Source organism: Pseudomonas sp. PsB, assembly GCF_043658375.1.
GTDB classification, from domain to species: domain Bacteria; phylum Pseudomonadota; class Gammaproteobacteria; order Pseudomonadales; family Pseudomonadaceae; genus Aquipseudomonas; species Aquipseudomonas putida_Z.
This window is the reverse complement of the sequence record NZ_JBIGLU010000003.1, coordinates 251,203-264,281: the sequence shown is the minus strand read 5'-3', so window position 1 is coordinate 264,281 and position 13,079 is coordinate 251,203. Positions and strand designations below refer to the sequence as shown.

The window sequence follows — 13,079 nt, the reverse complement described above, 5'->3', positions numbered from 1 at the left end:
CATCGAGAGGCGTGCGGCCCCACACGCGGGCAGATGGCACGCAGGAAGCCCGGACTAATAAGATGGCATTGAAATCCCCCGCGTTTCGTAGAAAGTTTCCGTTGCTGGTAACCGGCGGTTTGCTGGCCCTGCAACCTCTGGCCACGTCTTACGTGGTGGCAGCCGAACAGTTCGACTGCCAAGTGTCCGCCTCCGGTGGTTGGGACTGCAAGCCCAAGACCCCAGCCAACAACCTGCCGCCGCGCCCGGTGCACGAGGGTGCTGCCGTCAGCACCGGCACCGAAGCCGCGAGCGAAGGCGAAACCGCGGACCGGCCGATGCTGGTCACCGAGGCCAAGGGCCGTGGCCTGAAGTCGCGTAGCGAAGACTACAGCCACCTGGACTGGGTTCCGCGTGAAAAGCTCACTGCCGCACAGCTGGCCGAAACCGGCCCGTACTGCGGTGGCGCCTACATCGAGCCAACCCGCCCGGGCATGGCCGACACCACGCCGAAGGACGAGTCGCCGACCTACATCAACGCCAAGGTATCCAAGTACCAGCAGGAGCAGCAGATCGCTACCCTCGCCGGTGACGTGGTGATGCGCCAGGGCAGCATGCAGGCCGAGGCCGACGAGGCCAACCTCTACCAGACCGAAAACCGTGGCGAGCTCAAGGGCAACGTCAAGATCCGTGACAACGGTTCGCTGGTGGTCGGTGACGAGGCACAGATCCAGCTCGACACGGGCGAAGCCCAGGTCGACAACGCCGAATACGTGATGCACAAGTCGCACATCCGCGGCAGTGCCCTGTACGCCAAGCGTGGCGAGAACGCCATCATCCGCCTCAAGGACGGTACGTACACCACCTGCGAACCGGGCAGCAACGCCTGGCAGCTGAAGGGCAACAACATCACCCTGAACCCGGCCACCGGTTTCGGTACCGCGACCAACGTTACGCTGCGGGTCAAGGATTTCCCGGTGTTCTACACACCGTACATCTACTTCCCGATCGACGACCGTCGCCAGTCCGGCTTCCTGCCGCCATCGTTCAGCAGCACCAGCGACACCGGCTTCATGCTGGTCACGCCGTACTACTTCAACCTGGCGCCGAACTACGACGCCACGTTGTACCCGCGCTACATGACCAAGCGCGGCCTGCTGATGGAAGGCGAGTTCCGCTACCTGACGCCTTCCAGCGAAGGCCAGTTCGGTGGCGCGTACCTCAACGACAAGAACGACGACCGCAAAGACCAGACTGACTACAAAGAGCAGCGCTGGATGGTCAACTGGCAGCACAAGGGCGGACTGGACGAGCGCCTGATGGCCGAGGTGGACTACACCGACATCAGCGACCCGTTCTACTTCCAGGATCTGGAAACCGACCAGATTGGTGTCGAAAGCCAGGACTTCCTGAACCAGCAGGGTGCACTGACTTATCGCGGCGATAGCTATACCGCGCGACTGAATGTGCATGCCTACGAAATGGCTACTATCTCGCAGATCACGCCGTACGATCGCCTGCCGCAGATTACCTTCAATGGCAAGCTGCCGTTTGAACCGGGCGGGCTGAACCTTGCGTATGAGACTGAGGCTGTTCGCTTCGATCGCGACTTGAAGACAGGTCCGGTCTATAACGAAGATGGAATATTGGACACTACAGCTGGCCCCAACGGCCAGCGTCTTGATGAAAATGTCGCAGGCATCGCCCGCGCTAACGGCACACGCCTGAATTTCGCCCCATCGATCAGCCTGCCAATGAAAGCCAGTTATGGCTACCTGACACCAAAGCTGAAATACGCCTATACACACTACGATCTTGACTTGGATAGCAAAGGCAAAGCCGGAGCGATTAACCTTAAGAATCAGGACCCGGTGGCATACGGTACTTACAGCGGTACGGTGAACCGTGATGTACCAATTTTCAGCGTAGACAGCGGACTGTACTTCGACCGCAATACGTCATTGTTCGGCACCAACTATAAGCAGACCCTCGAACCGCGCATGTTCTATCTCTACGTCCCCTACAAGGACCAGAGGGACATACCACTGTTCGACTCCGGTGAAACCCTGTTCAGCTACGACTCGCTGTTCCGTGACAATCGCTTCAGCGGCACCGACCGTATCGGCGACGAGAACAAGCTGTCGCTGGGCGTGACTACTCGCTGGATCGAAGAGAACGGTTTCGAGCGCCAAAACTTCAGCATCGGTCAGGCATACTACTTCAAGGACCGCAAAGTCCAACTGCCGGGTATTAATTACAAAACCCGCAAAGACACGCAGTCCGATGTATCTCCGTACGCGCTGGTGTACAACTACTTCTTCAACCGCGACTGGCGCTTCAATTCGGACTTCAACTGGGACCCGGACAGCCGCAGCACCCGCTCGGGCAGCGCGATGTTCCACTACCAGCCTGAAGACAACCCGAACAAAGTGGTCAACCTCGGTTATCGCTACCGTAACGACACCATCTCCTACGACTCCACGACCGGTACCTGGAAAGTGGGCGGCGGCGACTACGGCACCCCGGGCGACCCGAACTACATCAAGGACTACTACAAGATCCAGCAGCATGACTTCTCGGTCATCTGGCCGATCGTTCCGCAGTGGAGCGTCATCGCTCGCTGGCAGCATGACTACAACCGCAACCGCACCCTGGAAGCCATGGGCGGCTTCGAGTACGACAACTGCTGCTGGAAGCTGCGTCTGATCAACCGTTACTGGATCGATTACGACGACTTCAGCCAAGCACTTCCGACGAACGAAAAAGGCGACCACGGCATCTTCCTTCAGATCGTCCTGAAAGGCCTCGGTGGTGTAGTCGGCAACAAGGTCGAATCTTTCCTCGACCAAGGCATTCAAGGTTATCGTGAACGTGAAGACCAAGCTTATTGATCGACTGCGCCCGGCGTTGCTGGGCGTTGCATTGCTGAGTGGCGCGGTGCATGCCGCGGTGCAACCTCTTGATCGCGTGGTGGCCATCGTCGACAACGACGTGGTCATGCAAAGCCAGCTGGACCAGCGTGTCCGCGAGGTCCAGCAAACCATCGCCAAGCGCGGCGGCGGCATGCCGCCTGCCGGTGCTCTGGACCAGCAGGTACTGGAACGTCTGATCGTCGAGAACCTGCAACTGCAGATCGGCGAGCGCTCCGGCATCCGCATCACCGACGAAGAGCTGAACCAGGCCATGGGCACCATTGCCCAGCGCAACGGCATGTCGCTGGAGCAGTTCCGCGCCGCCCTGGCCCGTGACGGCATGTCGTTCGACGACGCCCGCGAGCAGGTCAAGCGCGAGATGATCATCAGCCGCGTGCGCCAGCGCCGCGTGGCCGAGCGTATCCAGGTCTCCGAGCAGGAAGTGAAGAACTTCCTCAACTCCGACCTTGGCAAGATGCAGATGTCGGAAGAGTACCGCCTGGCCAACATCCTGATCCCGACCCCGGAAGCGGCCAACTCGGAAGCCATCCAGGCCGCCGCACGCCAGGTTGGCGATGTGTACCAGCAGCTCAAGCAGGGCGCGGACTTCGGCCAGATGGCCATTGCCCGCTCCGCCAGCGAAAACGCCCTGGAAGGCGGCGAGATGGGCTGGCGTAAAGCCGGCCAGCTGCCGCCAGACTTCGCCAAGATGCTCAGCAGCATGCCGGTTGGCGAAATTACCCAGCCTATCCGCATCCCCAACGGCTTCATCATTCTCAAGCTCGAGGAGAAGCGCGGTGGCAGCGAGAACGTGCTGCGTGACGAAGTGCACGTTCGCCACATCCTGATCAAGCCTAGCGAGATCCGCAGCGAGGCTGCCACCGAGCAACTGGCCGAACGCCTGTACGAGCGCATCAAGAACGGCGAAGACTTCGGCGAGCTGGCCAAGAGCTTCTCGGAAGACCCGGGTTCGGCGCTCAACGGCGGCGACCTCAACTGGGTTGACCCGAACAGCCTGGTACCGGAGTTCCGCGAGCAGATGGCCAACGCCGCCCAAGGCGAAGTCACCCGTCCGTTCAAGACCCAGTACGGCTGGCATGTCCTGGAAGTGCTGGGCCGTCGCGCCACCGACAGCACCGAGCAGGCTCGTGAGCAGCAGGCCATGAACGTACTGCGCAACCGCAAGTACGACGAAGAGCTGCAGACCTGGCTGCGCCAGATCCGCGACGAGGCCTACGTTGAAATCAAGCTGCCTGGCGCTGACCAGGCCGCCCAGTGAAGCCCCTGCGCTTCGCCGTCACCCCCGGCGAGCCGGCCGGCATAGGCCCCGACCTGTGCCTGCTGCTCGCCGCAGACGCCCAGCCCCACCCCCTGATCGCCATCACCAGCCGTGACCTGCTCGCCGAGCGGGCCACGCAGCTGGGGCTGGCCGTCAACCTGCTGCCGGTAGCGCCGGGCCTATGGCCCGAGCAGCCGGCGCCAGCGGGTAGCCTGTACGTCTGGGATACCCCCCCGGCGGCCCCGGTAGTGCCGGGCCAGCTCGACAAGGCGAATGCCGCGTTCGTGCTGGAAACCCTGACCCGTGCCGGGCAAGGCTGCCTGGACGGGCACTTCGCCGGGATGATCACCGCCCCTGTACACAAGGGCGTGATCAACGAAAGCGGTATCGCCTTCTCCGGGCATACCGAATTCCTTGCCGAGCTGACCCACACCGCGCAAGTGGTGATGATGCTGGCCACCCGTGGCCTGCGCGTGGCCCTGGTGACCACACACCTGCCACTGCGCGACATTGCCGACGCCATCACTGCCGAGCGCGTCGAGCGTGTAACCCGTATCCTGCATGCCGACATGCGCGACAAGTTCGGCATTGCCAACCCGCGCATCCTGGTGTGCGGCCTCAACCCGCACGCGGGCGAGGGCGGCCACCTGGGCCGCGAGGAAATCGACATCATCGAGCCGACCCTGGCCCGCCTGCGCACCGAAGGCATGGACCTGCGCGGGCCGCTGCCGGCCGATACCCTGTTTACCCCCAAATATCTGGAGCACTGCGACGCGGTGCTGGCGATGTACCACGACCAGGGCCTGCCTGTACTCAAGTACAAAGGCTTCGGCGCTGCAGTCAACGTGACCCTGGGCCTGCCGATCATCCGCACGTCAGTCGACCACGGCACCGCCCTGGACCTGGCCGGCACCGGCAAGGTCGACACCGGCAGCCTGCGCGTCGCGCTGGAAACCGCCTACCAGATGGCCGAGAACCGACCATGAACGAGCAATACCAACACCGGGCGCGCAAGCGCTTCGGCCAGAACTTCCTGCACGACGCCGGCATCATCGACCGCATCCTGCGCGCCATCAACGCCAAGGCCGGCGAACATCTGCTGGAAATCGGCCCCGGCCAGGGCGCCCTGACCGAAGGCCTGCTGGGCAGCGGGGCACAGCTGGACGTGGTGGAACTGGACAAGGACCTGGTGCCGATCCTGCAGCACAAGTTCGCCGGTCGCAGCAATTTCCGCCTGCACCAGGGCGACGCCCTGAAGTTCGACTTCAACCAGCTGGGCGTGCCACCGCGCAGCCTCAAGGTGGTGGGCAACCTGCCCTACAACATCTCCACCCCACTGATCTTCCACCTGCTCAGCCATGCCGGGCTGATCCGCGACATGCACTTCATGTTGCAGAAGGAAGTGGTCGAGCGCATGGCCGCCGGCCCTGGCGGTGGTGACTGGGGGCGTTTGTCGATCATGGTGCAGTACCACTGCCGGGTCGAGCACCTGTTCAACGTTGGCCCTGGCGCCTTCAACCCGCCGCCGAAAGTGGACTCGGCCATTGTCCGCCTGGTGCCGCACGAAGTGCTGCCGTACCCGGCCAAAGACGCAAAGCTGCTGGAGCAGGTGGTACGCGAAGCCTTCAACCAGCGCCGCAAGACACTGCGCAACACCATGAAAGGCCTGCTCGACAGCGCGGCCATCGAAGCTGCCGGTGTGGACGGCAGCCTGCGCCCTGAACAGCTGGACCTGGCCGCCTTCGTGCGCCTAGCTGACCAGTTGGCTGACCAACAAGCCTGATATCTCCTGTACCGGCCTCTTCGCGGGTAAACCCGCTCCCACAGGTACTGCACAGCCCTCAAAATCTGCGCAGTACCTTGTAGGAGCAGCCTTGTGCTGCGAAGAAACCAGTAGGGCAAAAAATTTCTTCGACAGTAATGACCTCTTCGCAGCACAAGGCTGCTCCTACAGGTCCTGTGCATGCCTTGAAACCCATGCTGGCCAGGTGGGAGCGGGTTTACCCGCGAAAGGGCCGGGACAGACAACACAAATCCCCAAGCCCCTCACCGCTGGCCCTCCCCCCTCCCAATGGCCTAGACTGCATTATTGCGTCAGTTCGCCCAAGGCCCTTGCATGTCCGACCCCCGCTATCAGATCGACGTCAGCGTCGTGACCCGCTACCTCAAAGAACAATCCGACCCCGAAAACAGTCGTTTCGCTTTCGCCTACACCATCACCGTGCAGAACAATGGCTCGCTCAAGGCCAAGCTGCTGTCGCGCCACTGGCTGATCACCAACGGTGACGGCGAGGTCGAGGAGGTGCGTGGCGCCGGCGTGGTCGGCCAGCAGCCCAATATCGACCCGGGCCAGAGCCATACCTACAGCAGCGGCGCGGTCATCAGCACCCGCGTGGGTACCATGCAGGGCAGCTACCAGATGTTCGCCGAAGACGGCAAACGCTTCGATGCCGAGATCGCCCCCTTCCGCCTGGCGGTGCCCGGGGCGCTGCACTGATGGCTACCTACGCCGTCGGTGACCTGCAGGGCTGCCTGCAGCCACTCAAGTGCCTGCTCGAACGGGTCAACTTCAACCCCGCCGTCGACCGCCTGTGGCTGGTCGGTGACCTGGTCAACCGCGGCCCCGAGTCACTGGAAACCCTGCGCTTCCTTTATTCGATCCGCCAGTCGCTGGTGTGCGTGCTGGGCAACCATGACCTGCACCTGCTGGCCGCCTGGCACAACGTCGAACGCCTGAAGAAAAGCGACACCCTGCGCGAGATCATCGAAGCGCCGGACGCCGACCAGCTGTTCGACTGGCTGCGCCAGCAAAAGCTGCTGCATTACGACGAACCCCGTGGCATTGCCCTGGTTCACGCCGGCATTCCACCGCAATGGACCTTGGGCAAAGCCCTGGAGCTGGCCGCCGAGGTCGAGGAAGTGCTGCGCGACGACGAGCGCCTGAAACTGTACCTGGACGGCATGTACGGTAACGAGCCGAACAAGTGGAGCAAGAACCTCAGCGGCATCGAACGCCTGCGGGTCATCACCAACTACCTCACACGCATGCGCTTCTGCACCGCCGAGGGCAAGCTCGACCTCAAGAGCAAGGAAGGCCTGGATACCGCCCCCAAAGGCTACAAGCCCTGGTACGCACACAAAGGCCGCCGCTCACGCCACGTGAAGATCATCTTCGGCCACTGGGCCGCCCTGCAGGGGCAGGTCGACGAGCCCGGCATCATCGCCCTGGACACCGGTTGCGTGTGGGGCGGTGCCATGACCCTGTACAACGTCGACAGCGGCGAATACCACCGCTGTGACTGCAGCGACGACGGCAACTTACGCCTCCCCACCCAAACGCCTACACTGAACGATCAATCCTGAAGGAAGCCGTACCCATGAGCGAATTCAAGCGCATCCCTCCCGAACAGGCCCTGGCCCTGCGCGCGCAAGGTGCGGTAGTCGTCGACATTCGCGACCCGCAGGCCTTTGCCGCCGGCCACATCACCGGTGCCAAGCATCTGGATAACCATTCGGTCGCCGAGTTCATCCGCAATGCCGACCTCGATGCCCCAACCCTGGTGGTGTGCTACCACGGCAATTCCAGCCAGAGCGCTGCGGCCTATCTGGTGGGCCAAGGCTTCTCGGACGTATACAGCGTCGACGGCGGCTTTGAGCTGTGGCGCGCCACCTACCCGGCCGAAACCGCCCAGGGCACTGCCGAATAATTTTTTCATTTTTACTGCAGCCCGCGCCCCATGCGGGCTTGCGGCTTATCTGACGAACGGTCGTTCGCAACTTCTCCGCCCCTCGCCCTTGACCTTGCGGATAACCAACTATTCTTAAGCGCAGGCCATCCAGAAAAAGGGGAGAGCCGGTACACCGGCGTGCGGGTCATCGGTAGCGTTACAGGGTGTTCTGGGGGGTATACAGCAATCGGCAACCCCGGTTGCATGCCAGCATCAGCTGACTGATCCGGCGTCGTCTCCACGTATCGAGCGAGGTGACGTCATGAGTATTTTTAGCCACTTCCAACAACGTTTCGAGTCTACGCGCCAGGAAGAACTCTCGCTGCAGGAGTACCTCGAGCTGTGCAAAGAGGATCGCAGTGCCTACGCATCGGCGGCCGAACGGCTGTTGCTGGCCATCGGTGAGCCGGAGCTGATCGACACCTCAACCAACTCCAGACTGTCGCGAATCTTCTCCAACAAGGTTATCCGCCGCTATCCGGCCTTTGCCGACTTCCATGGCATGGAAGAGTGCATCGACCAGATCGTGTCCTACTTCCGCCACGCCGCCCAAGGCCTGGAGGAAAAGAAACAGATCCTCTATCTGCTGGGCCCGGTGGGCGGCGGTAAGTCGTCGCTGGCCGAAAAACTCAAGCAGCTGATGGAAAAGGTACCGTTCTACGCCATCAAGGGCTCGCCGGTATTCGAATCGCCCCTGGGCCTGTTCAACGCCACCGAAGACGGGGCCATTCTCGAGGAAGAGTTCGGCATCCCGCGGCGCTACCTGAACACCATCATGTCGCCCTGGGCTACCAAGCGCCTGCAGGAGTTCGGCGGCGACATCAGCAAGTTCAAGGTGGTGAAGCTGTACCCGTCGATCCTCAACCAGATCGCCATCGCCAAGACCGAACCCGGTGACGAGAACAACCAGGACATTTCGGCGCTGGTCGGCAAGGTGGATATCCGCAAGCTCGAGGAATTCCCGCAGAACGACGCCGACGCCTATGCCTATTCGGGCGCGCTGTGCCGGGCCAACCAGGGCCTGATGGAATTCGTCGAGATGTTCAAGGCACCGATCAAGGTCCTGCACCCGTTGCTCACCGCCACCCAGGAAGGCAACTACAACAGTACCGAAGGCCTCGGCGCCATCCCCTACTCCGGGATTCTGCTGGCCCACTCCAACGAATCGGAGTGGCACACCTTCCGTAACAACAAGAACAACGAGGCGTTCATCGACCGGATCTACATCGTCAAGGTGCCGTACTGCCTGCGCGTCAGCGACGAAATCAAGATCTACGACAAGCTGCTGATCAACAGTTCGCTGGCCAAGGCCCACTGCGCGCCAGACACGCTGAAGATGCTCGCCCAGTTCACCGTACTATCGCGCCTGAAAGAGCCGGAAAACTCCAACATCTATTCGAAGATGCGGGTGTACGATGGGGAAAACCTCAAGGACACCGATCCGAAGGCCAAGTCGATCCAGGAGTACCGCGATGCCGCCGGCGTCGACGAAGGCATGAACGGTCTGTCGACCCGCTTCGCCTTCAAGATCCTGTCCAAGGTGTTCAACTTCGACCCGCATGAAGTGGCCGCCAACCCGGTGCACCTGCTGTATGTGCTGGAGCAGCAGATCGAGCAGGAACAGTTCCCGGCCGAGGTGCGCGAACGCTACCTGCGCTACCTGAAGGAGTACCTGGCCCCGCGCTACATCGAGTTCATCGGCAAGGAAATCCAGACCGCCTATCTGGAGTCCTACAGCGAATACGGCCAGAACATCTTCGACCGCTACGTGCTGTACGCAGACTTCTGGATCCAGGACCAGGAATACCGCGACCCGGAAACCGGGGAAATCCTCAACCGTATCGCCCTCAACGAAGAACTGGAGAAGATCGAGAAGCCGGCAGGCATCAGCAACCCGAAAGATTTCCGCAACGAAATCGTCAACTTCGTGCTGCGTGCCCGGGCTAACAACAACGGCAAGAACCCGAGCTGGCTGAGCTACGAAAAGCTGCGGGTGGTGATCGAGAAGAAAATGTTCTCCAACACCGAGGACCTGCTGCCGGTCATCAGCTTCAACGCCAAGGCAAGCAAGGAGGACCAACAGAAACACAACGACTTCGTCACACGGATGGTGGAGCGTGGCTACACCGACAAACAGGTTCGTCTGCTGTCGGAATGGTACCTGCGGGTCAGGAAATCGCAATAAAGCGACAAGCTACCCGCCGCGCGCCCAGGGCTGCTATGCCAGCCCTGGGCGGCGGCAGCTGCTTTGCTGCCTTTACGCGCAGCAGCTCGTAGCTTGAAGCGTGCAGCTGTTCCCAGCTACCGGAGGGACCATGAGCTACGTTATAGATCGACGCCTGAACGGCAAGAACAAGAGCACGGTGAACCGCCAGCGCTTCCTGCGGCGGTACCGCGAACACATCAAGAAAGCCGTCGAAGAGGCGGTTAGCCGCCGTTCCATCATGGACATGGAACATGGCGAGCAGATCAGCATCCCGGGGCGCGACATCGACGAACCGGTGCTGCACCATGGTCGCGGGGGCAAGCAGACCATCGTGCACCCAGGCAACAAGGAATTCACCGCCGGTGAACACATCCCCAGGCCACAAGGCGGTGGCGGTGGCAGCGGCCGAGGCAAGGCCGGCAACTCCGGCGAAGGCATGGACGACTTCGTCTTCCAGATCACCCAGGAAGAATTCCTCGAGTTCATGTTCGAGGACCTCGAGCTACCCAACCTGGTCAAACGTCACCTGACCGGGGCCGACACCTTCAAGACCGTGCGCGCCGGTATCGCCAACGAAGGCAACCCGTCCCGCATCAACATCGTGCGCACCCTGCGTTCGGCCCATGCCCGGCGTATCGCCCTGACCGGCAGCAGCCGCGCACTGCTGCGCGAAGCGCAGAAGGAACTCGCCCGCCTGAAGGTCGAGGAGCCAGACAACTTCACCGATATCCAGGAAGTCGAACACGAGATCGAGCGCCTGAAGGCACGCATCAACCGCCTGCCCTTCCTCGACACCTTCGACCTCAAGTACAACCTGCTGGTCAAGCAGCCCAACCCCAGCTCCAAGGCGGTGATGTTCTGCCTGATGGACGTGTCCGGCTCGATGACCCAGGCCACCAAGGACATCGCCAAGCGCTTCTTCATCCTGCTGTACCTGTTCCTCAAGCGTAACTACGACCGCATCGAAGTGGTGTTCATCCGCCACCACACCAGCGCCCGTGAAGTCGACGAGGAAGAATTCTTCTATTCGCGGGAAACCGGCGGCACCATCGTTTCCAGCGCACTCAAACTGATGCAGGAGGTCATGGCCGAACGCTACCCGGCCAGCGACTGGAACATCTACGCCGCCCAGGCTTCCGACGGCGACAACTGGAACGACGACTCGCCGATCTGCCGCGACATCCTGGCCAAGCAGATCATGCCGCATGTGCAGTACTACACTTACGTTGAAATCACCCCGCGTGAACACCAGGCGCTGTGGTACGAATACGAGCGCATCGGCGAAGCCTTCCCCGACACGTTCGCCCAGCAGCAGTTGGTATCGGCCGGCGATATCTACCCGGTCTTCCGTGAACTCTTCCAGCGCAGGTTAGCCACATGACCGCCAGAGCACAGAGACGCCAACCTATTTCCACCGGGTCCGAGTGGACGTTCGAACTGATCCAGACCTACGACCGGGAAATCAGCCGCCTGGCCGAGCGTTACGCCCTGGACACCTACCCCAACCAGATCGAGGTGATTACCGCCGAGCAGATGATGGACGCCTACGCCTCGGTCGGCATGCCGCTGGGTTATCACCACTGGTCCTACGGCAAGCAGTTCCTCAGCACGGAGAAGTCCTACAGCCGTGGCCAGATGGGCCTGGCCTATGAGATCGTGATCAACTCCGACCCGTGCATCGCCTATCTGATGGAAGAAAACACCATGTGCATGCAGGCACTGGTGATCGCCCATGCCTGCTACGGCCATAACAGTTTCTTCAAGGGCAACTACCTGTTCCGCACCTGGACCGACGCCAGCTCGATCATCGACTACCTGGTGTTCGCCAAGCAGTACATCGCCCAGTGCGAAGAGCGCCATGGCATCGATGCCGTGGAAGACCTGATCGACTCCTGCCACGCCCTGATGAACTACGGCGTCGACCGTTACAAGCGGCCTTATCCGATTTCCGCCGAAGAGGAGCGGCGGCGGCAGAAGGAGCGCGAGGAGCACCTGCAGCGGCAGATCAATGACCTGTGGAGGACCATTCCGAAGAGTGCCGACAAGGGTAACGAGCGCGATGATGCGCGCTTCCCCGCCGAACCGCAGGAAAACATCCTGTATTTCATCGAGAAGAACGCCCCACTGCTGGAGCCCTGGCAACGTGAAGTGGTGCGCATCGTGCGCAAGATCGCCCAGTATTTCTACCCGCAGCGCCAGACCCAGGTGATGAACGAAGGCTGGGCGACGTTCTGGCACTACACGCTGATGAACGACCTGTACGACGAGGGGCTGATCACCGAAGGCTTCATGATGGAGTTCCTGCAGTCGCACACCAGCGTGGTGTTCCAGCCCGGCTTCGACAGCCCCTACTACAACGGCATCAACCCCTATGCACTGGGCTTTGCGATGTATACCGACATCCGCCGCATGTGCGAAAACCCGACCGAAGAAGATCGACGCTGGTTCCCCGACATTGCCGGCAGTGACTGGCTTTCTACGATCAAGTTCGCGATGAGCAGCTTCAAGGACGAGAGCTTCATCCTGCAGTACCTGTCGCCGAAGGTCATGCGCGATCTGAAGCTGTTCAGCATCCTCGATGACGACCAGCGCGACGACCTGTACGTACCTGCCATCCACGACGAGGCCGGCTACCGGACCATTCGCGAACTGCTGGCGGCGCAGTACAACCTGGGCAACCGCGAACCGAACGTGCAGATCTGGAGCGTCGACCGCCGCGGCGACCGCTCGCTGACCTTGCGTCACCAGCAACACAACCGCAAACCGCTGGGCGACTCTACTGATGAAGTGCTCAAGCACCTGCACCGCCTGTGGGGCTTCGACATCCACCTGGAGACCGTCCAGGGCGAGCAGGTGATGAAGACCCACCACATGCCACCACGCGGCGAGCACGGCGAAAGTGCCGACTACGGCCGCATGGACCTGGCCGTCATCCACCACCTCTAGTGCCACGCCATGAGTGCCGACAGGGTATC

10 protein-coding genes are annotated in these 13,079 nt (G+C 61.4%); all 10 read left to right on the top strand.

Annotated elements, in window-relative coordinates; all coding sequences use genetic code 11:
- Positions 1-62 precede the first annotated feature (62 nt).
- Positions 63-2,870 carry an LPS-assembly protein LptD gene (locus tag ACGLHT_RS07440; protein WP_274120072.1) on the top strand — a complete coding sequence of 936 codons (2,808 nt, stop codon included), beginning with the start codon at positions 63-65 and terminating at the stop codon, positions 2,868-2,870.
- A complete protein-coding gene (locus ACGLHT_RS07435; protein WP_085591413.1) occupies positions 2,851-4,170 on the top strand; it encodes a peptidylprolyl isomerase in 1,320 nt (439 codons plus the stop codon). Before ACGLHT_RS07440 ends, ACGLHT_RS07435 begins: the two co-directional genes overlap by 20 nt.
- Entirely contained in the window at positions 4,167-5,156 is a 990-nt protein-coding gene (gene pdxA, locus ACGLHT_RS07430) for a 4-hydroxythreonine-4-phosphate dehydrogenase PdxA (RefSeq protein WP_274120071.1), read from the top strand. The genes ACGLHT_RS07435 and pdxA overlap by 4 nt, the downstream gene beginning before the upstream one ends.
- Positions 5,153-5,953 (top strand): 16S rRNA (adenine(1518)-N(6)/adenine(1519)-N(6))-dimethyltransferase RsmA, encoded by an 801-nt coding sequence (rsmA, locus tag ACGLHT_RS07425; RefSeq protein WP_025337458.1) that lies wholly within the window; start codon positions 5,153-5,155, stop codon positions 5,951-5,953. Before pdxA ends, rsmA begins: the two co-directional genes overlap by 4 nt.
- 333 nt (positions 5,954-6,286) lie before the next feature.
- Complete coding sequence (gene apaG, locus ACGLHT_RS07420; RefSeq protein ID WP_012270198.1) at positions 6,287-6,667, top strand: Co2+/Mg2+ efflux protein ApaG; 381 nt, start codon at positions 6,287-6,289, stop codon at positions 6,665-6,667.
- Positions 6,667-7,533, top strand: a complete 867-nt coding sequence (locus ACGLHT_RS07415; RefSeq protein ID WP_085618945.1) for a symmetrical bis(5'-nucleosyl)-tetraphosphatase — start codon at positions 6,667-6,669, stop codon at positions 7,531-7,533. Before apaG ends, ACGLHT_RS07415 begins: the two co-directional genes overlap by 1 nt.
- Before the next feature lie 14 nt (positions 7,534-7,547).
- Positions 7,548-7,877, top strand: coding sequence for a thiosulfate sulfurtransferase GlpE (gene glpE / locus ACGLHT_RS07410; protein ID WP_025337456.1), 330 nt, complete (start codon positions 7,548-7,550; stop codon positions 7,875-7,877).
- Between the two features lie 283 nt (positions 7,878-8,160).
- Positions 8,161-10,083: a PrkA family serine protein kinase gene (locus ACGLHT_RS07405; RefSeq protein ID WP_015268718.1), complete on the top strand. Its 1,923-nt coding sequence runs from the start codon at positions 8,161-8,163 to the stop codon at positions 10,081-10,083.
- Between the two features lie 130 nt (positions 10,084-10,213).
- A complete protein-coding gene (locus ACGLHT_RS07400; RefSeq protein WP_013970586.1) occupies positions 10,214-11,485 on the top strand; it encodes a YeaH/YhbH family protein in 1,272 nt (423 codons plus the stop codon).
- On the top strand, positions 11,482-13,050 hold the full coding sequence (locus ACGLHT_RS07395) for a SpoVR family protein (RefSeq protein ID WP_025337455.1): 1,569 nt from the start codon (positions 11,482-11,484) through the stop codon (positions 13,048-13,050). The genes ACGLHT_RS07400 and ACGLHT_RS07395 overlap by 4 nt, the downstream gene beginning before the upstream one ends.
- Positions 13,051-13,079: the final 29 nt, after the last annotated feature.

Excerpts from the sequence above, each read along its gene's own strand:
- ACGLHT_RS07415 (WP_085618945.1), top strand. The coding sequence starts at position 6,667 with ATGGCTACCTACGCCGTCGGTGACCTGCAGGGCTGCCTGCAGCCACTC.
- apaG (WP_012270198.1), top strand. The coding sequence starts at position 6,287 with ATGTCCGACCCCCGCTATCAGATCGACGTCAGCGTCGTGACCCGCTAC.
- glpE (WP_025337456.1), top strand. The coding sequence starts at position 7,548 with ATGAGCGAATTCAAGCGCATCCCTCCCGAACAGGCCCTGGCCCTGCGC.
- ACGLHT_RS07405 (WP_015268718.1), top strand. The coding sequence starts at position 8,161 with ATGAGTATTTTTAGCCACTTCCAACAACGTTTCGAGTCTACGCGCCAG.
- rsmA (WP_025337458.1), top strand. The coding sequence starts at position 5,153 with ATGAACGAGCAATACCAACACCGGGCGCGCAAGCGCTTCGGCCAGAAC.
- ACGLHT_RS07395 (WP_025337455.1), top strand. The coding sequence starts at position 11,482 with ATGACCGCCAGAGCACAGAGACGCCAACCTATTTCCACCGGGTCCGAG.
- ACGLHT_RS07440 (WP_274120072.1), top strand. The coding sequence starts at position 63 with ATGGCATTGAAATCCCCCGCGTTTCGTAGAAAGTTTCCGTTGCTGGTA.
- ACGLHT_RS07400 (WP_013970586.1), top strand. The coding sequence starts at position 10,214 with ATGAGCTACGTTATAGATCGACGCCTGAACGGCAAGAACAAGAGCACG.